Annotated in this window: 19 protein-coding genes and 2 tRNA genes; 4 read left to right on the top strand and 17 right to left on the bottom strand. The window is 64.6% G+C overall.

Annotated features, from left to right (window positions below; all coding sequences use genetic code 11):
- The first annotated feature begins 22 nt into the window (after positions 1–22).
- Complete coding sequence (locus I6F16_RS00725; RefSeq protein ID WP_225150695.1) at positions 23–607, top strand: invasion associated locus B family protein; 585 nt, start codon at positions 23–25, stop codon at positions 605–607.
- 14 nt (positions 608–621) lie between these two features.
- Here the strand turns inward: I6F16_RS00725 and I6F16_RS00730 are convergent, their stop codons facing one another.
- Both I6F16_RS00730 and I6F16_RS00735 read right to left on the bottom strand, forming a co-directional pair.
- Positions 622–990: a response regulator gene (locus tag I6F16_RS00730; protein WP_225112841.1), complete on the bottom strand. Its 369-nt coding sequence runs from the start codon at positions 988–990 to the stop codon at positions 622–624.
- A gap of 171 nt (positions 991–1,161) precedes the next feature.
- Positions 1,162–1,785 carry a response regulator gene (locus I6F16_RS00735; protein ID WP_036039437.1) on the bottom strand — a complete coding sequence of 208 codons (624 nt, stop codon included), beginning with the start codon at positions 1,783–1,785 and terminating at the stop codon, positions 1,162–1,164.
- Between the two features lie 304 nt (positions 1,786–2,089).
- Between I6F16_RS00735 and I6F16_RS00740 the strand changes: the two genes are divergently transcribed.
- Positions 2,090–2,773, top strand: coding sequence for a helix-turn-helix domain-containing protein (locus I6F16_RS00740; protein WP_036039435.1), 684 nt, complete (start codon positions 2,090–2,092; stop codon positions 2,771–2,773).
- A gap of 56 nt (positions 2,774–2,829) precedes the next feature.
- On the opposite strand, the gene I6F16_RS00745 is transcribed toward I6F16_RS00740, so the two are convergent.
- The 8 genes from I6F16_RS00745 to I6F16_RS00780 all read right to left on the bottom strand — a co-directional run bounded on the left by I6F16_RS00745 (position 2,830) and on the right by I6F16_RS00780 (position 10,140).
- Positions 2,830–3,285, bottom strand: a complete 456-nt coding sequence (locus tag I6F16_RS00745; RefSeq protein WP_225112840.1) for a potassium channel family protein — start codon at positions 3,283–3,285, stop codon at positions 2,830–2,832.
- Positions 3,286–3,311: 26 nt separating this feature from the next.
- Positions 3,312–4,436, bottom strand: coding sequence for an AI-2E family transporter (locus tag I6F16_RS00750; protein ID WP_225112839.1), 1,125 nt, complete (start codon positions 4,434–4,436; stop codon positions 3,312–3,314).
- A gap of 666 nt (positions 4,437–5,102) precedes the next feature.
- Positions 5,103–5,177 (bottom strand) — tRNA-Asn (locus I6F16_RS00755).
- 137 nt (positions 5,178–5,314) lie between these two features.
- Positions 5,315–5,683 (bottom strand): hypothetical protein, encoded by a 369-nt coding sequence (locus tag I6F16_RS00760; RefSeq protein ID WP_036027987.1) that lies wholly within the window; start codon positions 5,681–5,683, stop codon positions 5,315–5,317.
- Between the two features lie 207 nt (positions 5,684–5,890).
- Complete coding sequence (locus I6F16_RS00765; protein WP_036039431.1) at positions 5,891–7,585, bottom strand: flotillin domain-containing protein; 1,695 nt, start codon at positions 7,583–7,585, stop codon at positions 5,891–5,893.
- Between the two features lie 23 nt (positions 7,586–7,608).
- Positions 7,609–8,268 (bottom strand): OB-fold-containig protein, encoded by a 660-nt coding sequence (locus I6F16_RS00770; protein WP_225112838.1) that lies wholly within the window; start codon positions 8,266–8,268, stop codon positions 7,609–7,611.
- 10 nt (positions 8,269–8,278) lie between these two features.
- Positions 8,279–9,442 (bottom strand): PspA/IM30 family protein, encoded by a 1,164-nt coding sequence (locus tag I6F16_RS00775; protein WP_225112837.1) that lies wholly within the window; start codon positions 9,440–9,442, stop codon positions 8,279–8,281.
- A 437-nt stretch (positions 9,443–9,879) separates the two neighbouring features.
- On the bottom strand, positions 9,880–10,140 hold the full coding sequence (locus I6F16_RS00780) for a hypothetical protein (protein WP_025036239.1): 261 nt from the start codon (positions 10,138–10,140) through the stop codon (positions 9,880–9,882).
- 263 nt (positions 10,141–10,403) lie between these two features.
- Here I6F16_RS00780 and I6F16_RS00785 point away from each other — a divergent pair, with 263 nt between their 5' ends.
- On the top strand, positions 10,404–10,610 hold the full coding sequence (locus I6F16_RS00785; RefSeq protein WP_225112836.1) for a hypothetical protein: 207 nt from the start codon (positions 10,404–10,406) through the stop codon (positions 10,608–10,610).
- A gap of 80 nt (positions 10,611–10,690) precedes the next feature.
- Here I6F16_RS00785 and I6F16_RS00790 read toward each other — a convergent pair whose 3' ends face one another.
- The 7 genes from I6F16_RS00790 to I6F16_RS00820 form a co-directional block, all read right to left on the bottom strand.
- On the bottom strand, positions 10,691–10,837 hold the full coding sequence (locus I6F16_RS00790; protein ID WP_167361661.1) for a hypothetical protein: 147 nt from the start codon (positions 10,835–10,837) through the stop codon (positions 10,691–10,693).
- A gap of 174 nt (positions 10,838–11,011) precedes the next feature.
- Positions 11,012–11,085, bottom strand: a tRNA-Cys gene (locus tag I6F16_RS00795).
- Between the two features lie 84 nt (positions 11,086–11,169).
- Positions 11,170–11,910, bottom strand: a complete 741-nt coding sequence (locus I6F16_RS00800) for a tRNA-uridine aminocarboxypropyltransferase (RefSeq protein WP_225112835.1) — start codon at positions 11,908–11,910, stop codon at positions 11,170–11,172.
- A gap of 36 nt (positions 11,911–11,946) precedes the next feature.
- Positions 11,947–15,048 (bottom strand): efflux RND transporter permease subunit, encoded by a 3,102-nt coding sequence (locus I6F16_RS00805; RefSeq protein ID WP_225112834.1) that lies wholly within the window; start codon positions 15,046–15,048, stop codon positions 11,947–11,949.
- Positions 15,048–18,197: an efflux RND transporter permease subunit gene (locus I6F16_RS00810; RefSeq protein ID WP_225112833.1), complete on the bottom strand. Its 3,150-nt coding sequence runs from the start codon at positions 18,195–18,197 to the stop codon at positions 15,048–15,050. Before I6F16_RS00810 ends, I6F16_RS00805 begins: the two co-directional genes overlap by 1 nt.
- 37 nt (positions 18,198–18,234) lie before the next feature.
- Positions 18,235–19,638, bottom strand: a complete 1,404-nt coding sequence (locus tag I6F16_RS00815) for an efflux RND transporter periplasmic adaptor subunit (protein WP_225112832.1) — start codon at positions 19,636–19,638, stop codon at positions 18,235–18,237.
- Entirely contained in the window at positions 19,628–21,112 is a 1,485-nt protein-coding gene (locus tag I6F16_RS00820) for an efflux transporter outer membrane subunit (RefSeq protein ID WP_225112831.1), read from the bottom strand. The genes I6F16_RS00815 and I6F16_RS00820 overlap by 11 nt, the downstream gene beginning before the upstream one ends.
- Before the next feature lie 640 nt (positions 21,113–21,752).
- On the opposite strand from I6F16_RS00820, the gene I6F16_RS00825 reads away from it, so the two are divergent.
- Positions 21,753–22,787 carry a cysteine synthase A gene (locus tag I6F16_RS00825; protein ID WP_035999544.1) on the top strand — a complete coding sequence of 345 codons (1,035 nt, stop codon included), beginning with the start codon at positions 21,753–21,755 and terminating at the stop codon, positions 22,785–22,787.
- The last annotated feature ends 35 nt before the right edge of the window (positions 22,788–22,822 follow it).

Below are 22,822 nucleotides of genomic sequence, written 5' to 3' on the forward strand. Positions count from 1 at the left end.
TCCGGATCTCGGAGTTGCAGCGATGGCCCGTGCTTTTGATTGTCTCTCTGGTCTCCTGATGGTTGCAGCCGCCGGAGTCGCGACGGTCTTGGCTGTCGCTTCGCTCAAGGCGGCGCAAGCGGAAAAGTCCTCCGAGGTCGCAACACGCGGCCAGCGCGACGCCAGCGACATCAGCTATGGCAGCTGGCAAAAATTGTGCTTCAAGGCCGGCGGCGCGCCGTCCCTCTGTCGAACCTCGATCACTGGCCGGTTCGCGACCGGGCAAACAGCCGTGCGCATTGATCTGATCGAGCGGGAGGACGCGCCCACCGCCCGCCTGCAACTTTTCGTGCCGGTCGGAATGTACCTGCAGCAAGCACCGAAACTGGCCGTCGACCATGGCGCCGCGTTCCGCATTCCTTATACCTGGTGTCTCACCAATTTATGCGTCGCGGCGGACGTCGTGACGCCAAAAATCATCTCGGAGATGGAAAACGGTCAAACGCTTCTGCTCGAACTCGTCGACTCCAATCTTCTTGCCGTGACGACTTCGATTCCGCTCGCGCAATTCGGTTCCGCCCATAAGGGGGCGCCGACCAGGACACTCGAGCAATATGTCGACGAATGAGGGCCGGCGCGGAGCTACAAGGCGCGGGCGCGCTGGACGGATTCGATCAAGGACTGCGCCGCAAAGGGCTTGATGAGATAGGCGATGCAGCCCGAGGCAATCGCGGCCGAGCGGTTTGCCGGGCTGTCATTGCCGGTGACATAGATCACGGGTGCTTCGATGCCCTTCTCGGTCAGGCTTTGCCGCACCTCGATGCCGGACCTTGCACCCAGATTGATGTCGAGGATGATGCAGATCGCGGTGTGGAACCTGTCATGATCGAGCAAGGCCCCTCCCGTGTCGAACAGGGTTGTGGCGAAGCCGTATCCTCGCAGCAGCCTGTCCATGCTGGTCCGCATGGACGGATCGTCATCGACGACGAAGACGGACTCGCGCAGGAGCAAGGCGATTGCCTTTCCGGAAAACGACAGTGGGATATCGGATACGACAGCTCCGCGCTTTCGCGTGTGCCTATGTGCATTATTGCACATAGCTCGTCGTGCACTGTCAACACGCCCTTGCATTGTCCTTTGGGACAGGCACGTTCGAGGGAACCGCGCGCCTTTTCAGAGCCGTCAGCGTTCGTCCGGATCGAGCATTCCGAGACGCTCTGCGATCGAAACGAGTTCCGCCAGCGAGCGAACCTGCATCTTCTCCATCACTTGATGGCGGTGCGCCTTCACGGTGCGCTCGGTGGTCCCCAGCTCATGCGCGACCTGCTTGTTGATCCTGCCGCGCACGATCAGATCGAACACCTGTCGCTCGCGCTGCGTCAGCGTGGCCAGATGACCACGAAACGCATCCAGCCTGCTGGCCTGGGCGCGCGCCGTCCGCTGACTAGCCAGCGCGCGCTCGATCGCTTCGAGCAATTGTTCGGAGGATATCGGTTTGGTCAGGAAGTCTTCCGCACCTGCCTTGATCGCGCGCACGGTCGTCGGCGTGTCGGCATGACCGGTCAGGAAGACGATGGGCAGCATCGACCCCGCCGCAGCCAACCGCGCCTGCAGGTCGGGACCGCTCAGGCCCGGAATCCGCACGTCGAGCAGGATACATCCCGCCTGCCCGTCATCCGGCGCCGAGTCCAGGAGCTCCAGCGCCGAGGCGTAGGTCGCGACCTCGTATCCCGCGAGCTTTAGCCGGCGCTCGATCGCGGTCCGAAACGACTCGTCGTCGTCAACAACGTGAACAAGGCCTGGCAACTTCCTACCTCTCGCCCAACTTGATCAGGACGCTCGACGTCCTTGTCGTTCTTCAAAGCGATTTTCTCGTTTGAAGGTCGGAATATCTGCTTCGCAATATGTCGCATCTTCCCTGCGGTGGAGGATTCTCATCCAGCGCAGCAATCACCAGTGCTGTCCTTTGGTACACTGAACCTTGGGACAATGGATAAGAATACTTCCTTGGCCGAAAATCAACTTCGGCGGGAGTGGGATAGCGCGGCGCATTTCCGGCAAAGTATTTCGTCTGACAGACCAATTCGGCGGAAAGCTGAGGAGTTGGCCTATGTTCGTTCGCATCACGACGGATTCCACGCTGCGTCCCAATACCCTCCGCGACCTCGGCATGGCATCTCATTCAAATGCCCTGGTCAATTTAAGCGAATTTTCCTACCGAAAAGGCTCCGAGATCTACGGCGAGAAGGAGCCGGCCGAGTATGTCTACCAGGTCAAATCCGGCGCGGTGCGTAGCTACAAGCTGCTGTCGGACGGGCGCAGGCAGATCGGCGCATTTCACCTCGTCGGCGACATTTTCGGGCTCGAGAACGGCAGCGAGCACCGCTTCACGACGGAAGCCATCGTCGACACCACGGTACGGCTGATCAAACGCCAAAGCCTGGAAATCGTGGCCGAGAGCGATGCCATGGTAGCCAGAAACCTGCTCAGCATGACCACGAACAACCTCCAGCATGCTGAAGACCACATGCTGCTGCTCGGCCGCAAGACCTCCCTGGAGCGCGTCGCCGCATTCCTGCTCGAAATGGACAAGCGCCTGACGGCTGCCGGCGTCATGGCGCTTCCGATGTCCCGACGCGACATTGCCGACTATCTCGGCCTGACGCTGGAGACCGTCTCGCGGGCTTTGTCGCGGCTGCATGAACTCGGCGTGCTCGGCTTCATCGGCAACACCCAGCGCCAGATCGTGCTGCTCGACCGGCACCAGCTCGCAAGCCTCGATCTGCAGCCCTGAGCCGGCGAAGGCCTGTTCACGTTCCGCAATGGTCGAGATTGACCGAGGCGACAGCATCAGGTGCGTGGCAGGTCCGCACCGGGTCTTTCCGTGAGTCCGAGATGGTCGAGCGTCTTGAGCAAGACTTCGAACAGAATGGCGGCGGACCAGCCGAACAGCAGAACACCGTTCATAGCGGTCAGCGGGCCGAGCAGCCGCCATTCGCGCACCGGCGTGATGTCGCCGTAGCCGAGCGTGGTGTAGTTGACGAACGCGAAGTAGAGCATGTCCGCGTCGGCGGTCGCCGCGTGCACGATATGATAGGTCGCCGCCCACATCAGAATTTCGATCATGTGGGCGATCTTCAACACGACGGCGATCGTGATCATGACGCTCATGAGGTGCAATCGCGGCCGCTTGGTATGGCGCGGGACGGCACTGCGGGCCACCGTGACGGCCACCACCGTCACGAGCGCGTGGATTCCGATATTGATCACGCTGACGAGCGTGCCGACAAGGAATTGGAGCATCATCGGGGTGAAACACACCTCATTTTAGCCTAGGCCAAGCGTGCCTCGATGGTTTCCTTTGCGACAACGGTTTCCTGATCGACCTGCGCTGACGCAGCGCGGTCGATTCCTGTCCATGCGGTCGCGAGCTCCCACGCCACCGACAGGATGATCGGCCCAATGAACAGTCCGATGATTCCATGCGCGAGCGTACCACCAATGACCCCGATCAGGATGACCAGCGTCGGCGTCGTCAGGCCCCGCCCCATGAGGAGCGGCTTCAGCACGTTGTCGAGCAGACCGACGACGACCAGATAGACAGTCAAGAGCAGGGCGACGGTCACGTCCTTGTCCACCCATATCCAGACCAGCACGGGGAAAAGAACGGGGCCGGCGCCGATTTGGACAATCGACAGCAAGAGCACGACGACCGCGAGCAGTCCCGCGCTTGGGATCTCTGCGAGCTTGAAGCCGATGCCCGCCAGCAAGGCTTGAAGGATAGCGACGCCGATAATGCCCTGCGCGACGGCGCGTATGGTTGCGCCGGCGAGCTCGAGAAAGTGCTCGCTCCGGCCGGGCACGACGCGCAACAGGAAGCCGCGCAGCGCGGCGACGAGCTGCGCGCCGTGCGGGAGCAGAAAGCCCGCGACGATCACCGACAGCAGGAATTGGAGCATGCCAATTCCGGTGTCACCGGCAAACGACAGCATCACTCCGGCGAGCGGTTTCAAGTACGGCGCCACCTCGCGCAGCGCCGCACGGATGTTCGTGTAGGCCTCGTTCCAGATCGCGTAGAGCTGAGGACCGATCAACGGCCAGCTCCTGATCTGCTCCGGTGCGGCCTGGAGCGCGAGATCGCCACTGCCGATCTGGGCCGCAAGGTCCCGGATCCCTTCGACTGCACTGAGGCTGAGCCACGCGGCGGGACCGATGACGATGCCCAGCGTGATCAGGGTGAGAACGGCTGAGGCTATCCGGGGACGGCCACCGAGGCGTTGGGCGAGCCAGGCGAAGACGGGATGAAATGCCACCGCCAACACGGCGCTCCAGCTCAGGATCGGCACGAACGGCCGGAGGACGAGAAATGTCCAGAAGATCAGCAGCCCGAGCAAGCCTAGCCGGATCACGAGTTGGACAATGTCCTCCGCGGACAGAAGCTGGCGAAGCGTTTTCAAGGGTCGTTGCCTCCAGGCCGACGGACCGCTGCTGAAAAGCTAGCGGGGCGGCCCGCCGAGGAGGCTTGATCCAGATCAAGCCAGGCGATCGGTCACCTAGCGAGATCGGCAACAGGCGCGCAGCCAGTTGCGTCTCGGCGCAGATTGCGCGGTCCACCGCCCGCGAGTGAGAATGCCCCGGTGCTGGACGTGAGCCAGCAGTCGTGAAGTTGACGCCGACGAACGGATTGATCTCGACATAGCTCCGACCGACGGCAAAGCCCATGATCTCGATTGCTGTGCCTGTCTGGAGGCTAATGGCGGGTACGGCCGAGCTATATCGGCCGCTCCGCCCGGCGGCCTGTTCTTTCTGGTCACGACCAAGAGGGCCAGGCTCTGGAGGTATCGGCCGGCTTTCATTCCTTCGATTCGGACTTGGCGCTCAGGACGACCCGATCAGAGAGTGCCTTTTGGAACTTTATTCCAACGCCTTCGCCGGAATTTGGGGGGATCCCGAGAGGCAATTTGGGGGGTACAAGGCCCCTACCCCTCCATATCCCCAGCCGCTCCGGACCACGGCGGAAGTGGCAGAACAGAACGAGACGTTGAAACCCCTGATTTTTCAGTGGCTTACCCCTAGGGCTTGCTTAGTTCTGGAGTGTTTTGAAAGGCTTGGAAACAGCCTGATGGCTCCCCGGGCTGGATTCGAACCAGCGACCATCCGATTAACAGTCGGATGCTCTACCGCTGAGCTACCGAGGAAAAGGGCGAACCGTTCGTTCGCGCGCGGCTGCGTATAACAAAGCCGCTTGCGCTTGCAAAGGACGAATTCGTCATCATCCGCAACGCGCTCGGACGGACCTGGAATGGCCGCTCCTCCGGCCGGGACCGGGCGAGGATTATTCCGCCAGGAACGAGGTGGTCTTGGTGCCGGGGTCGTAGCGCAAGCGGAGCGCGGTGAGCTTACAGAGATTGACGTTCTTCCACAGCACCGACTCGTCATAGTTCTTCCAGTCGACCCGGATGTTCCAGACGCAGCCTTCATCGTCGTCGTCGAACTCGACATAAGTGCTGGCCTGGTTCTGCAACACCTTGTCGAGCTCGTTCTCCCACTCGTCCAGCCCGTCATCCGGCGCGTTGAAGCCTAGGAACTTGATGGCATAGCCGGTCTCGTTGACCACGGTGACGTTGCGGGCATCGGCCGCAAGCGACGGCGCGGCGGCGATCGAAAGGGCGATCGCGATCAATCCGGACAGAAAATGCTTCATCTGAAAATCCTCCGATCAAAACAGGCCTCGGCGACCGGCATGGATCGGCGCGGGCGCCGCGGCAGGGAAATGCGTTGCCTGGAGACACGTCCGGAGCGCGATCGCCTGTTCAAGACACGATCGATCTGCACTCCGGGACGGCTGCGCGACGCGAGACGCGCCCAACCTGTTTATCGTTTCGAATTCTCAGCAGCAATGAACCGGCATTCATAGATCGGCAGAGTTTGTTTTCTCCGGTACCGGCACCGGTACGGCCGCGCCATTGCTCTTGCCCGTCACGGCACCGACCAGCGCCTTGACCGGATCGTCGCCAGGCGCAAAGCCGCTCTGGCGCAGGATCTCGTCGATCATCGGACGCAGCGCGTGAACCTTGAGCAGCTCGCCGGCCAAACCTTCGCCGAAGCCGACATTACCTCCGCTCGCACCGTTGCCGCCGAACGCGCCGCCGGTGTGCAGGATGCGGACATCCTTGAGATTCGCGATCGGCTTCACCATCTCCGCCAGCGCGGACGGCATGGTCTCGATCCGCTTCTTGGCGATCTCGAAATCGATGACGTTGTTGCCGAGCTTGTTCTGCGCCTCGTTCTTCATGGTGATGACGGCGGCTTCCGCCTCGCCGATGTTGCGGACGCCGACCGCCTTGATCTTGTTGGATTCGGCTTCGGCGGTGGCCAGCGTCTTGACGGCTTCGGCGCGATCGAGCGAGGCCTTCTTCTCGGCCTCGGCCGCGACGATCAGCTCGGTCGATTTGCGTTCGGCCTCGGTGCGTGCGGCCAGCACCTGGGTCAGGCGGGCACGATCGGCGACCTCGATGGCGCGCGCGGTGACGACCTTTTCCTCCGCGGAGACGGCCAGCGCCTCGGCGGTCTTGGCTTCGGCGACGGCTTCCGACGTCTCCTTGCTCTTCGCCGCGATCTGGATCTCGTTCTCCTGCGTCGCGATCTGGATCTCGCGCTGGGCGTCGGTCTTGCGCTTGTTGATCGCCAGCTCCGACTCGATCACCGCGGTTTCCTTGACCTGCTTGGCACCCGCCTCCTTCTCGGCAACCGCACGATCGGTGTCGATGCGAGCGTTCTCCTCGGTCAGACGCGCCGTCTGCGTCGCGGTCGCGACCTCGGCGCGGGTGCTCGCCGTCTTGTTGGCGATGTCGCGCTCCTGCGACAGCTCGGCTTCCTTCTTGGTCCGCTCGATCCCGAGGGTCTGCTGGCGCGCCTCGAGGTCCTTTTGCGCGATCGCCACCTCGTTATCGCGCACGATCGCGTTTCGATCGCGGCGGCGGGTTTCGGTGACCGTCTTGAGCTGGGTCAGACCCTCGGCGTCGAAGAAGTTCTCCGGGTTGAAGAATTTGACGTCGGTCTGGTCGAGCTTGGTCAGCGACACCGATTCCAGCTCGAGCCCGTTCGACTTCACGTCAGACTCGACCGTGGACTGCACGTGCTTGACGAAGTCCGAGCGCTTCTCCTGGAGCTCCAGGATACTCATGGTCGCGGCGACCGAGCGCAGGCCGTCGACGAATTTCGCCTCGACCTGGTTGCGCAGCGCCTCGGCGTCATTGGTCAATGCGCCGAGCGTCTGGCTCGCGAGCGCGATGCTCTCCTCGTCGGGACGGACGCGGACGTAGAACTCGGCAACGATGTCAACGCGCAGGCGGTCCTTGGTGATGAGGGATTCCCGCTCCTTGCGCTCGACGGTGAGGCGCAACGTCTTCAGATTGACGCTGGCATAGGAGTGGAAGATCGGCAGGATCATGGCGCCGCCGTCGAGCACGACCTTCTTGCCGCCGAGCCCGGTGCGCACGAAGGCCTCGTCGCGGGTGGCGCGCTTGTAGAGGATGGTGAAGACGATCCCCAGGACGACGATCAGCGCGACGCCGATCACGGCCGGGACTGCGATGTCGAACATGGCTTTCTCCGCTGTGGGACTTGCTAATTGCTTAGAGTGGGGTTGGACGGCTTGAGTTCATCGTCGGCCTTCACCGCGACGAAGCGCGTGCCGTCGCGGTCGACCAGGAGGACCATGGTTCCCTGCGGCAAAGGTCCCGATGACGGCGCCGCGACCGCCGAGACGAAATGGCGGTTGCCGTGGATGTCGGCGACGCTGACGCGGCCGGGCGGCCCCTGGTCGAGCGGGCCAACGACGACCTCCCCGATGCGGCCGACCAGATCGCCGAGGCCGACGACGTAGCTTTCGTCCTTGGGAATGACCCGCGCGATGGTCCTGCTGGCGGCGCGCACAAGCGGAACCGACACCACGACGGCCCCGACCGAGGCGACCGTCGCCGGTAAGGGACCCGCAACCATTCGCGCGAAGTCCTGGATCAGGAATCCGGTGATGGAGAAGGCGCCGAGCAGCAGCAGCAGGAAGATCAACAGCGGCACGCCGCCGACATTGATCCAGGAGATGGCGTTGAGCACGCCGTTGTCGCTGGGGTGAGCAAAATCGATGTTGGTGCCCAGCATCTCGCTCAAGGAGGCCCCGATCAGCATCGAGATCACCTCGACCGAGCCGACGATGACGATCATGGCCGCCGCAATCGCGAACGGCCTGACCTCAGGCGCCATGATGTGTTCGAGCAGAGCGCTCATGACACCGCACTCAGCCGCCCGACTTCAACCGGGCCAGCCTCGCTGCAATTTCCTTGTCGCGATGGAGCGTGCTCAGCTCGTCGATGTCGCTCGAATAAGGAATTCCCGGCGGCACGCCGGTGGCCCGTGCCACTGCCCTGCCCGCCCGCAGCGCCTTCGCGGCAGCGGAGGTGCCGCCGGATTTCCGCGACGACGTCGATGTCTGTGGGCTGGCCTGTGCCTCGCTCTTTTCGAGATCGGCGCGGCGCTGCTCGGCATCCTGGAGCGCCGACAGCACCGCGCGGAGCGATGTGACGCATTGCTCGATCTTCTCGTTGTTCTCGTGGATGGCGCGAGAGAGCACCTCGAACTGCGCCTCCAGGTCCATTTGCCGCGCGATGCCGGCGCGGGCGAGATCATCGCGCCCGTCTGCGATCGCGGCCTCGATCTTGGCGGTCAGATCGGTCATCGCCCGCTCGATCTCGCTGCGGCGCGCGTTGAGGCGATATTCCTCGGCCCGGGCAGCGGCGAGCGCATCGCGCGCTTCGGTCTCGGCGCGCTCGATCTCGCGGATGGCTTGGCTGACCACCTTCAGCTTGTTCTTGCCCTCCGCCTGCTCGATCGCATCGTACGCGATCCCGGCAATCAGGCGCCCGACTCGGGACAGGAAGTTGTCGGGAGCGGCAGCGATGGTATCCATGGCGTTCTCCTCCTCTGGCAGGCTGTTCGGCGTGACGCCGTAGTGAACTTCGAAACCGTCGTCGGTGCGGATGAGGCGCGCCGGCACGCTCTGCCCCCAGCCCTCGGCATAGCCGGCATAGTCGAAGGGCACGCTGAAGCGCCCTTGCACGGTCGCAATCGAAATGGTGGCGGGCCCCTTGATCTTGGCGAGCTTGTCGTCGAGCGGCAGGCGGCGCCCTTGCGCGGCGCGATACTCCGCGCGGTCGCGCAGCCCCAGTGTCACCAGCCGCGAAGGCAGCGCCGTCTGTTTGCGGATCGGCTCATAGGCATGGGCATGGAGCAGGACCACGTTGGAACCCACATTGTGGATCCGCGCCACCTCGTCGAGGATTTCCATCATGCGGTCATAGGCCTGGAATGTCGCCTCGATGGCGGCCTTGGCGGCCGGGTCAGGGGCAAGCCGGTAACGCAGTGCGGACGGCGCGTTTCGAGGCGATTGGCTCATGGAAAGCACTAAAGCACCATTTTGGTGCTTTAGGAAGAGGAAGCTCGATCACGTTCTGCTGATCCCTATGCACTCTGTCGGTTAGTCGCGACGATGAGGGCCTGCGTTCAAGGCGGCCGATCATCCCTAGCGGACGGCCGATCAAGATTTGATGCACGCTTCGGTTGAAATTTGAGACGAATGCAGTGGAGTTCCGGTAAGCCGTCATTCTCTCGACGCGCCGTTGCGAGGAGCTCTGGCCGCAGCAGCGATCTGCCAGATCGCCGAATCATTCGGTGCGCTCATTTGACGGAGATATGACGATTGGCGACCAAGATCCGACGACGGTACGAAGCATCCACGTCCAGCATCCGCAGCAAATCCACAGCATATCCACAGGGTGCCTGTGACGGATTCGCGAGCCCCTGCGAGGGACTTGCTGCGCACAAGCCCACAAGCCGGGCCGTTCAGCCGCCCGCCTGGTCGAACACGGATCGGCAGGCCTCGCTGAGGCTCGCGCGGTTGCGGCGCAGGCAGGCCGTGATGGCGCGGACGTTGGGGATCTCGCCGGCGCAGAGCCGGTAGACGTCGGGGGTACAGGCCCGCCGCTGCTCCGCAGTTCCCTGTGCATGGGCCGCGGAGGCAAATAGCGTCAGGAACAGCCCGACCGTCGAGGCGCCCCGCGCCCGGCTCTTCACGCCCGCAAACCGCAAGAACCTCGCCTTCATGACCAGTCTCCCGCTCTGCCTTGCCCGCTCCGGCCTGCATTGGCCGGCATGGGACAAAGGGGTTACGAGAAATAAACCGCCGGGAACGTGATCTCCTTCACACCCGCTGCGCGGCGGCGGCACATAGGGTTGCCGCGGGGATTTTCAGGAATCGCTAACCATTCGGGTCCCGATCGCCGCATCGTTAAAATGCGAACGATCGGATCAATCCGGAAACAAACCGGCTTTGCGACATTGCGCCGTCCGCATTCTGCGAGGGTGTGATGAGCGAAGCCGAATTCAATTTGCTGCTGGATGCTGTCCGGGACGCCATGGTCTTTGAGGATTTCGCGCCCGTGCCGGTGGAGGACTACGTGCCCCGCTCGTGGAGCTTCGACGCGACGCCCAAGGCAGCCAACAAGGCTGCCAATGACAACGAGGGCGCCTGGCCCCTCCTGCCCTTTCCCGACGGCTGGTACGCGGCCTGCTGAGGCCGACTTGAAGTGAACCGATGCGTCCGCCTTGCGGGCGGTTCGGCATGACCGAGCGCCGGGGACCGGCGCAGCCCCGATCAAGTCTTGACGCGCTCCTCGCCCTGCTGCGGCGCCCGGTCGGGTGCAGCCGGCGGGAAGATGCTGTCATAGATCGCGCGCGCCTCGGCAATGAGGCGGGCCCGCTCCAGCTCGGATTTCGGGACAAATCGAACGACGTCGCCCACGTGCTCTCCAGCTGCAGGGTTTGGATGCGTCTCTTCGCAGATGCGAAGTCTATGCCAGAGGACCTGAATCGCACCTTTCCGCCAAGCCCCGGGCAAACCCGGTGGCTCACTGGAGCTGCGGCTCGGCGGAACCGCCTATAAGTCCAAATTTTGCGGAAAATCAGAGACTTGTGATGGAGGCCACGACCAGAATTGAACTGGTGTACACGGTTTTGCAGACCGTTGCGTAACCACTCCGCCACGTGGCCCCGTAAGGGCGGACCAATATAGGGGATCAATGGCTTAGGCAACCCCACGGCCCGCGGGTAGCACAGCGAAATGTCCAGCCGAAATCAGGCGCGCTTGCCGCGCCGGAAGTCGCGCCGGCGGCCCTTGGGCGCGGGCTTGGATGCCAGTTCCGGCATCTCGGCCTGGACCTCGCGGTAGCGAGCCAGCATCCGCTCGAAACTGGCATGAAGCGTCTCGGCGATATCAGGGCGCCGCTCGAGGGCGGCGAGGATCGTCGCGGCGGCTTCGATAGTCGCGAGGCCGTCGCGGCGCGGCTCCTTGCGCAAGCGCCCGTAGCGAGAGGGACGTGCCGGATTGAGGATCACGCGCTGGCATTTCAGCATCCAGGGATTGCGCCACCACAGCGCCTTGGCCTGGCTCCAGGTGCCGTCGAGCAGCACCACGCCTTCGAGCTTGCCGAGGATCGCGCGCTGGTTCTCCGCGACCTCGCCCTTGCGGTTGAGCGCGACGATCTCTCCTTCGGCCTCGAGATCAGCGGCGCGTGCCGAGCCGAGATAGAGCACCGCCCAGTGCGAAGCATTCTCGACCGGCCGTCCCAGCGCCTTGGACAGGCTCGGCCAGGACAGGCCGACCCGCACCGTTGCATCGGCAAAATGCCTGGCCAGCAGCCGCGCCGTGCCGAGTGCCCTGTCCTGCTCCTGCGGATGCTGCAGGATCAGGAGCGAGAGCCGGTTCTCGATCGGCGTGACGCTGTCGCAAATGCAGAGCGGCATTGGCTTCTGGCAATGCGGGCATTCGGGAATCGGCTCGGCCGGCGCGGCGGCAGTGGGGGGCGGATTGGACATGGCGCCGCTATACGCTTGACGCGGCGCTGCAACAACCTATTCCGCCGGGGCCGCCAGCGGACGCGGCTCGGATCGCCGCCGCAGGCGGTCGATCAGGAGGTAGATTACGGGCGTCGTGTACAGCGTCAGGATCTGCGAGACGAACAGGCCGCCGATGATGGTGATGCCGAGTGGGCGGCGCAGCTCCGTGCCGGGGCCGGTCGCGATCACCAGCGGAATGCCGGCAAACAGCGCCGCCATGGTCGTCATCAGGATCGGGCGGAAGCGCGCCTGGCAGGCCTCGAAGATCGCCTCCGCCGAGGACAGGCCGCGCTGGCGCTCGGCATCGAGCGCGAAGTCCACCATCATGATGCCGTTCTTCTTGACGATGCCGATCAGGAGGATGATGCCGACGAAGGCGATCACCGTCAGCGGCGTGTTGGTGAGCTGCAAGGCCAGCAGCGCACCCAAGCCGGCCGATGGCAGTGTCGAGATGATCGTGAGCGGATGGGCGAGGCTCTCATAGAGCACCCCGAGCACGATATACATCGCGACCAGCGCGCCGAGGATCAGGAGCGGCTGGCGACCGCTGGTCCTGGCGAAATCGCCGGCATTGCCGTCGAAGCTGCCGCGAATGCCCTCGGGCATGTGCAACTCGTCGACCGCGCGCTGGATGTTCTGGGTCGCCGCCTGAAGCGGCACGTCCGGCATCAGGTTGAAGGACACCGTGGTCGATGGGAACGACTGCGAATGATAGACGGCGAGCGCAGCGAGCCCACGCGTCGCGCGCACCACGGCCGACAGCGGCACCTGCGCATCACCCGCGCCGGCGACGTAGATGCGATCGAGATTGCTGGGATCGACCTGGAACTTCGGATCGATCTCCAGCACGGTCATGTACTGGTTGCGCTGGGTGTAGATGATCGAGATCTGCCGCTGTGCGAAAGCGTTGTTGAGCGCGTTGTCGATGTCCTGGACCTTGACGCCGAGCGCGGACGCCTTCTGGCGGTCGATGGCGAGCGTCAGTTGCAGCCCGCCGGGATCGCGATCGCTGGAGATGTCGGTGATGCCCTCCACGCTCTCCAGGCGCTTGGCCACGATCGGCGCCCATTTCTGCAACAGGCCGAGATCGGTGCTGGTGAGCGTATATTGGTAGTCGGAATCGCTCTGACGCCCGCCGGCCCGCACGTCCTGGGCAGCGAACATGAAGAGGCGGATGCCGGGCACGGGATATAGCGCGCGCCTGAGCCGGTCGATCACGACCTCAGTCGACACGTGGCCACGTTCCTCCGGCGGCTTCAGGCTGATGAACATGGTGCCGCGGTTCGAAGTCGCCGGCCCCGGGCCCCCGCTGCCGACCGTCGAGCCGATGCCGGCCACGGCGGGATCCTTCATCACGATCTCGGCGAGCCGCTGCTGCAGGCCGAGCATCGACTGGAACGAGGTGTCAGCCGAGGCGCGCGTCGCGCCGATGATGAAGCCGGAATCGTCCGTGGGGAAGTAGCCTTTGGGGACCTTGATGTAGAGCGTCACCGTGAGCGCGATGGTGGCGAAGAACACCAGCAGCGTCAGCAGCGGGAATTCCAGCACGGTGCGCAGGGTGCGGGCGTAGAACACGATGGTGCGCGACAGCGCGCCTTCGATGATGCGGTCGAACAGCGTTGCCGTGCCGGAGGTGGCCTGCCGGATGTAATGGGCGCAGATCATCGGCGTGACCGTCAGCGACACCAGCGTCGAGACCAGGATGGCGAAGGTCAGCGTCAGCGAAAATTCGCGCAGGAGCCGACCGACGACGCCGTCCATGAAGATCAGCGGCGTGAAGGCCGCGATCAGCGACAGGCTGATCGAGACCACAGTGAAGCCGATCTGCTTGGCGCCCTCCTGCGCCGCCCGGAACGGCCGCATGCCTTGCTCGAGGTTGCGGAACATGTTCTCGATCATGACGATGGCGTCGTCGACGACGAAGCCGACGGAGATGGCGAGCGCCATCAGCGACAGGTTGTCGATGGAGAAGCCCGCGACCCACATGCCGGCGCAAGTCCCGGCGAGTGCCAGCGGCACCGAGATGCCGGCCGCGATGGTCGGCGTCAGCCGCCGCAGGAACACGAACACGACGACCATCACCAGGACCGACGTTGCCAGCAGCGTCCATTGCATGTCCAGCACGCTGGCGCGGATCGTGCCGGTCCGATCGACCAGGGTGGAGATCTCGACCCCGGCCGGAATCCACTGCTTCAGCTCGGGGATCAGCGCCTTGACCCGGTCGACGGTGTCGATGACGTTGGCATCGCCCTGCTTGGTGATCTGGATCAGAACCGCCGGTTGCCTGTTGAACCAGGCGATCGAGCGGACGTTGCGGACGGAATCCTCGATGTCGGCGACGTCCGACAGCCGCACGAAATTATTGCCCGAGCTCTTGATGACGATGTCGCGGAACTCCTTCGCCGTGCGCATCTGCTTGTTCAGCGACAGCGTCTCGCTCTGGCGCTCGCCTTCGAAGATGCCGACGGGGCCGAGCGCGTTGGCGGCGATGATCGCGGTTCGCACGTCGTCAGTGGCGATTCCAGCATTGGACAGCGCAACCGGGTTGAGCTGCACGCGCACGGCCGGCTGGTCGGCGCCGGAGATCGACACGTTGCCGACGCCCGGCACCTGCGAGATGCGTTGCGCCAACACGCTATCCGCGACGTCGTAGATCGCCGACGGAGAGATCGTCTTGGAGGTCAACGCCAGCACGAAGATGGGTGCGCCGGCCGTGTTCGCCTTGCGGAAACGCGGCAGCGTGGGCAGGTCGCTCGGCAGGTCGACCATCGCGGCGTTGATGGCCGCCTGCACGTCGCGCGCGGCCTTGTCGATGTTGCGGCCGATGTCGAACTGAAGCTGGATGCTGGTCGTGCCGAGGCTCGAGGTCGAGGTGATCTGGTTGATGCCGGCGATCTCTCCCAACCGCCGCTCAAGTGGCGACGCCACCGTCGCCGCCATCACGGACGGATCGGCGCCGGGCCGGCTGGCGGAGACGAAGATGGCGGGAAAGTCGACGTTCGGGACCGAGGCGACCGGCAGGAACCGGTAGGCGACCACACCCAGCAGGAACAGCCCGATCGACAGCAGCGTGGTCGCGACCGGGCGGCGGATGAAGGGCTCCGAGATGGATGCCATCACTGCATCCCCTCGGTCGCGCCGGCGACCGGCGGGCCGCCGGATCCAGCCGGCGGCAGTGCCTGCTCGAACCGGCGGTTGATGCGGTCGAGCGCCAGGTAGATCACGGGCGTCGTGTAAAGTGTCAGGAGCTGGCTGAGCAGCAGGCCGCCGATGATGGAGATGCCGAGCGGAAAGCGCAGCTCGGCGCCGGTGCCGCTTTCGATCGCGAGCGGCAGCGCCCCGAACAGCGCCGCCAGCGTCGTCATCATGATCGGACGGAAGCGCAACAGACAGGCCTGCACGATGGCTTCACTGGGCGACATGCCCCGCCCGCGCTCGGCCTCGAGCGCAAAGTCGATCATCATGATCGCGTTTTTCTTGACGATGCCCATCAAGAGGATGATGCCAATCAGGCCGATCACCGAGAGATCCTGTCCGCACAGCATCAGTGCCAGGATGGCGCCGACGCCGGCCGAGGGCAGCGTCGACAGGATCGTGATCGGATGGATATAGCTCTCGTAGAGCACCCCTAACACGATGTAGATCGTGATGACGGCGGCGAGCAGCAGCCAGGGCTGGCCGGCGAGTGCCTTGGCGAATTCGGCGGCATCGCCGGCATAGACGCCGACGATGCTGCCTGGCATGCCGATGCGGGTCTCGATCACCTTCACGGCTTCGACGGCATCGCCGAGCGCCGCGCCCGGCGCCAGGTTGAAGCTGAGCGACACCGACGGGAATTGCGCCTGGTGCGAGATCGCGAGCGGCGCCGTGGTCCGCTTCAGCGTCGCCACGGCCGACAGCGGCACCTGGGCATTGGGCGCGCCCGCGGTGGCGCTCGCGGCACCCGGCAGATAGAGCTTCGACAGGATCGAGGGATCGCGCTGATACATCGGCAGCGCCTCCAGCACCACCCGATACTGGTTGGCCTGACCGTAGATGGTCGAGATCTGCCGCTGCGCGAAGGCATCGTTCAGCGTGTCGGTGATTGCTTGCAGGCTCACGCCGAGCTGGCCGGCGCGCGTGCGGTCGACATCGAGCTGCGCCCGCAGGCCGCCCTCCTGCGCCTCGGAGGAGACGTCCCGGAACAAGGGATCGCGCCGCATCTCCGCAACCAGCTTGCGCGCCCATTCCGAGACCAGCGTCGCATCGGTGCCGGTCAGCGTGTACTGGTATTGCGAGCGGCTCGACTGGGTCGAGATCTGCACGTCCTGCACCGGCTGGAAATAGACGGTCATGCCGGGGATGCCGGAGACCCGCTCCTTCAACCGGGTCACGACCACGCTGACATCGTCGCGGCGCTCGCCGCGCGGCCGCAAGCTCATGACGAGGCGGCCGACATTGGTGGTCGGGTTGACGGAGCCCGCACCGATCACCGAGACCACGCCGACCACATCAGGGTCGGCCCTGATGGCCTCGGCCGCCTCGGCCTGCCGCCTCTTCATTTCCGCAAACGACACGTCGGGCCCCGCCTCCGTCACCGCCGTGATCGAAGCGGTGTCCTGCAGCGGCAGGAAGCCCTTGGGCGCCACGACATAGAGCACCAGGGTCGCGATCAGCGTAACGAAGGTCACGACCAGCGTGGCGCGCTGGCGCTCCAGCACCCACAACAGCGATCCGTGATAGGCGTCGACCGTGCGGTCGATGAAGCGGCTGATCGCGGCCAGTCCCGGCACGGCCAGCTCCTCGTGCGCGTGCTTGAGCAGCCGCGAGCACATCATCGGCGTCAGCGTCAGCGAGACCACCGCCGAGGTCACGACCGCAATCGTCAAGGTCAGCGCGAATTCGCGGAACATGCGCCCGACCAGGCCCGACATGAACAGGAGCGGGATGAAGACCGCAATCAGCGACACCGTCAGCGAGATCACGGTGAAGCCGATCTCGCTGGCGCCCTTGCGCGAGGCTTCCATTGCGCCGTCGCCATTTTCCATGTGACGCACGATGTTCTCGATCATCACGATGGCATCGTCGACGACGAATCCGGTGCCGATCGTGAGCGCCATCAGCGACAGATTGTCGAGACTGAAGCCGGCAAAATACATGATGCCGAAGCTCGTGATCAGCGACAGCGGCAGCGCGACGCCGGCGATCACGGTCGCGCGCAACGAACGCAGGAACAGCAGCACCACCAGCGTCACCAGCACGACGGCAAGGACCAGAGTGAATTGTACGTCGCGCACCGAGGCGCGGATGGTGACGGTGCGATCGGAGACGATGGTGAGATTCACGCCGGCCGGGATCGCGCGCTGCAGTTTCGGGATCTCGGCGCGAATCTGGCTGACGACGTCGATGACGTTGGCGCCGGGCTGGCGCTGGATGTCGAGGATGACCGCCGGCGTGCCCTGGTACCAGCCGCCAGTGCGGTCGTTCTCGAGGCCGTCGACGATCTGGGCGACGTCGGCAATGGTCACCGGCGAGCCGTTGCGATAGGCGATGATGACGGGCTTGTAGGCTTCGGCCGCCGCGATCTGGTCGTTGGCGGCGATGATGTAGGATTGCTGCGCGCCGTCGAGCGAGCCTTTCGGCCCCGAGACATTGGCATTGGCGATCGCGGTGCGCAGATCTTCCATCGCGATGCCGTAGGCTGCAAGGCGCGCCAGATCGGCCTGGATGCGCACGGCCGGCTTCAGCCCGCCCAGCACGGACACGCGCCCGACGCCGGAGATCTGGCTCAAACGTTGCGCCAGAATGGTGTCGGCGATGTCGCTCATCACCCGCAGCGAGATCGTGTCCGAGCGCAGCGCCAGCGTCATCACCGGCGCATCCGCCGGGTTCACCTTGGCGTAGGTCGGCGGGTAAGGCAGCGTCCTCGGCAGCACGCCCGCGGCGGCATTGATCGCGGCCTGCACATCCTGCGTCGCCCCGTCTATGTCGCGGTTGAGCTCGAACTGCAGCGAGATCTGGCTGACGCCGAACGAGCTCGTCGAGTTCATCGCCGAGAGCGACGGGATCTGCCCAAGCTGCCGCTCCAGCGGCGCGGTGATCAGCGAGGCGATCACGTCCGGACTCGCGCCCGGCAGCTGCGTCGTCACCTGCACGGTCGGGAAATCGACCTGCGGCAGCGCCGAGACCGGGAGTGCGAAATAGCCGAGCAGCCCGCCGATCAGAAGCGCGATGCCGAGCAGCGAGGTCGCGATCGGCCGGCGGATGAAGGGTTCGGAGACACCCATGGGTTATGCCTGCCGCTTCAAGCGGCTGTTGTCGGGATCATGGCTGCTTGGCTCCACTTTCCGATGCCCCCGGCCCCGGCGCCGGTCCCGTCTGCCCCTTCTGGTCGCCTTCACTGCTCTTGCGCTTGGCGCGCAACTCGCCGTCCTTGGCTTGGCCGTCCTTCTGCCCGTCCTTCTGGCCTTCGTTGGCACCATCCTTCTTCTGAGCGTCCGGTGCGCGCGAGCGCTTGCGCGGGGCAAGATCGGCCGACGGAGTCTGGTCATCGCGGCCGACGATCACCTTGGAGCCGTCGGACAGATTTGCGAAGCCCGTGGTGACCACCCTCTCGCTCGCCGACAGGCCGCTGGCGATCACGGCGTCATGCTCGTTCTGCTGGGTCACCGTCACGGGCTTGGCCGAGACGATGTTGTCCGCGCCGATGACGTAGCTGAAAGTGCCGATCGGGCCGCGCTGCACCGCAGAGGTCGGCACCACCAGCGCCTGCGTCAAGGTCTCGACCTTGAGGCGGACATTGACGAACTGGCCTGGCCAGAGCTGGTAATTGGCATTGGGGAATTCGGCCTTGAGCTTGAGCGTGCCGGTGGTCTGGTCGACCTGGTTGTCGATGCCGGTGAGCTTGCCAGTATCGATCACCATGATGCCGTCATTGCCGAACACGTCGACCGCGAGCGGCCCCTTCGCTGCCGCCGCGTTGACACGCATGATCTGCTGTTGCGGCAGGCTGAACCACACCGCGATCGGCTGCAATTGCGTGATCACCACGAGGCCCGTGGTGTCGGAGGCATGGATGATGTTGCCCTGGTCGACCAGGCGCAGGCCAACGCGGCCCGAGATCGGCGCCACGATCTTGGTGTAGCTCAGCGTCGCCGCCGCGTTGTCGATCGCAGCCTGGTCGGCCTTGACCAGCGCCTCGGTCTGCGCGACCAACGCACGCTGGGTGTCGGCCTGCTGCTTGGAGCCGGCGTTGGAGGCCGCGAGCTGCTCGTAGCGCGCGAGGTCGATGCGTTGGTTGGCGAGCTGGGCCTGATCCTGCGCCTTCTTGGCAACCGCCTGGTCGTACTGAGCCTGATAGATCGCCGGATCGATTTCGCCGAGCACGTCGCCCTTCTTGACGTCCTGGCCTTCCGTGAAGTTGACCGCGATCAGCTTGCCGTCGACCTGCGAGCGCACGGTTACGGTGTTGAGCGCGCGGATCGCGCCGACGCCGTCGAGATAAACCGGCACGTCCTGGATGCGCGGGCTCGCCGCCAGCACCGGCACCGGCAGATCGGGGCGCTGATTGCGGTTGTTCGTCTGCTGCTGTTGCATGACGATCCAGCCGACATAGCCGAGGCCGGCGAGGATCGCGAGCGTGATCAGGGTCATGACGAAGCTGCGGCCGCGCGATCGCTTCGCTGTCCCCTCTCGCGCGCCTTGCTTGGTGTCCGGCTTAAAGAGCATTGACCGGTTTCTCCATTCGCGGCTCCCAGCCTCCGCCGAGCGCCTGGTACAGGCTGACGATGGCCAGAAGCCGTGCGAGTTGGGCCTGCCACAACGCGTCTTCCGCCTGGAACAGGGTCAGTTGGGTGTTGAGCACTGTGACGATGTCGGCGGTGCCGGCACGCAATTGCTGCTCGGAAAGATCGAAGGCACGACGCGAGGCGGCGACGACGTCGCGCTGCAATTGCAGCCTGATCGTGGTCTGCTTGATCGAGAACAGGGCGTTGTCGACGTCGGCAAAGGCCTGGACGATGGTCTTGCGATAGGTTTGCAGCAGCTCGTCCTGCCGCGCCTTGGCCAACTCGAAATTGCCGAGGATCCTGCCGCCGTCGAAGATCGGCTGTGTCGCGCTGCCGACGAGCTGGAAGAAGGCCGCATGCGGCTGGAAAAGCGAGACCAGCGCCGAGCTCTGGTAGCCGCCATTGCCGGTGAGCTGGATGGTCGGAAAGAACTGTGCGCGGGCATTGCCGATGTTGGCGGTGGCCGAGGCGAGCTGCGCCTCCTGTCGGCGGATGTCCGGCCGCTGCGTCAGGAGCTCCGACGGCAGGCCGGGCGTCACGCGCGGGATCGCGATCCGGTCCAGAGAGCCGCCGTGCACGCGCACGCTCTCCGGCGGTCGCGACACCAGCACGGCGAGCGCGTTGACGTTCTGGTCCAGCGTCTGGCGCAACGGCGGCACCAGCGCCTTCTGGTTCGCCAGCACGCTCTCCTGCTGGGCGACGTCGAGATCGGTGCCGGTGCCGGCCCTGCGGCGCTCCCTGACCGCATCGAGGATGCGCTGCGCGCTCGCGATGTTGCGCTGTGAGGTCCTGATGCGGTCCTGCGAGGCCAGCACCTGGAAATAGGCGTTGGCGACGGCGGCGAGCGTGGTCAGCGCGACCGTGTCGCGATCGAAACGGTTGGCGTTCGCCGTCTCCTCTGCCGATTGCAGCGCGTCGCGGTTCTGGCCCCAGAAATCGAGCTGATAGCTCGCGCTCAGCGAGGCCGAATAATTGACGACCTCGCGCCCGCCGATGGACAGCCCCGAAGCGCTCGAGCCGGATGTGCGTGAATAGGATTCCGATCCGGCTGTCGAGACACTCGGCAGCAGCGCCGCGCCGGCCTGTCGCGCCTGCGCGTCAGCCTGGACAATGCGCGCCACGGCTGCGGCAATGTCGAGATTGACGGTCTGCGCCTCCTCCATCAGTTGCGTCAGCTCCGCGGAGCGGAAGCCGCGCCACCAATCGAGCGACGGCGGCGCGCCGCCCTTGCCGGCATATTTGTAGTGCGCGGGAACGTCGAGCGCGGGATCGGGAAGATCCTGGGTCAGCACGCAGGCCCCCGAGCCAGCGGCGAGGCACAGCACCGCAATCCATCGTGCCGCGCGCAGCGTTCCGAATGCAGAACCGAGGGACCGCCGCGAGGCGATCACTGGAACTTGCTGTGTCACATCCACCCCCCGCCGGGCAGATCAAGCCGCCGCAACGCTGCCGGATTAACCGATTCGCGGCGGGATGGTCGGGAGGCTTTGGACGACGCGCTCACAGTAATGATGCTTTCTGCGGAACCTGAGCTTCATACTAGCCGGGCGCGGAACGGCGGGACAGTGCCGCAATTGCGAGATGCCCGTGCCAACGAGGCGGGAGCGAACTGACAAGAATGCGAAAAGCGGCTGTGTCGCAGAGACTTTCTTCATTGCGAAACATTGGGAAAACGTAAGCAAGCTTACCAAGATTTCATGTGATATCGCGGCCACACCCGTTGCTGCAGGGTTCGCTTCGCCTCTCCCGCTGCGGCGGCTGAGGGTCTTACCACCGAGGGACAACCGCATTTCTAGACAATCCCCCGCGAACAGGACACGCGCCCTGTCGCGACCCGTTTCGCCCGTGGCAAGAATTGGTCGCAACAACGTTGATCGGGAGCGCAATCGTTTCGTGCACGGGCCGGGGTTGGGCCATTTCCTACTGCAGGCATATCACTGTTTCCGCGGGCGTTTCGGTCGGGTTCGCCGCAGCGCAAAAGCCTTCCCCTTTGGCCTTCCAAGCACTAGGTTCGGGCCAAAGCCGATCAACCCCTTGGTAGTGATTTTCCCCGACATGACCATTCGCAACGACGTTGTCGAAGCCATCGGCAACACCCCCCTGATCAAGCTAAAGCAGGCTTCGGAATTGACCGGCTGCACTATCCTGGGCAAGGCCGAGTTCATGAATCCCGGTCAGTCGGTGAAGGACCGCGCCGGGAAATGGATGATCCTGGAGGCCGAGAAGCGCGGCGAGCTGAAGCCCGGCGGGCTGGTGGTGGAAGCGACCGCCGGCAATACCGGCATCGGCCTTGCCGTGGTTGCGAGCGCGCGCGGCTACCGCACCCTGATCGTGATCCCGGAGACGCAGAGCCAGGAGAAGAAGGATTTCCTGAAGCTTTGCGGTGCCGAGCTGATCGAGGTGCCGGCCCTTCCCTACGCCAACCCCAACAACTACCAGCATGTTGGCCGGCGGCTCGCCGACGAGCTGCGCAAGACCGAGCCCAATGGCGTGCTGTTCGCCGACCAATGGAACAACCTGGACAACGCCAAGGCGCATTACGAATCCACGGGGCCTGAGATCTGGGAGCAGACCGGCGGCAAGGTCGACGGCTTCGTCTGCTCGGTCGGCAGCGGCGGCACGCTCGCCGGCGTCAGCCGCTATCTGAAGGAGAAGAACAAGAACATCCGCATCGCCTGCGCCGATCCGCACGGTGCCGGCATGTACGAATATTTCAGGACCGGCGATCCCAAGGCGACGCCGGGCGGCTCGATCACGGAGGGCATCGGCCTCAACCGCGCCACCGCGATCGTCGAGACTGCCAAGGTCGACGATGCCTATCTCATTCCCGACACCGACGCCGTCAGTGCGATCTACGAACTGCTCCAGCATGAAGGTCTGTGCCTCGGCGGCTCGACGGGCATCAATGTCGTCGGCGCGATGCGGCTTGCGAAGCAGCTCGGGCCCGGCAAGACGATCGTCACCGTGCTGTGCGATTCCGGCAGCCGCTATCTGTCGAAGCTGTTCAACGCCGACTTCATGCGCGCCAAGAACCTGCCGGTGCCGGAATGGCTGGAGAAGCGCAGCAACATCAAGCCGCCCTTCGTCTGATCGTCACGCGCATCCTCGGGCCGAAGGCGCAGATC

Source organism: Bradyrhizobium sp. IC4060, assembly GCF_020193715.1.
Lineage (GTDB): Bacteria > Pseudomonadota > Alphaproteobacteria > Rhizobiales > Xanthobacteraceae > Bradyrhizobium > Bradyrhizobium yuanmingense.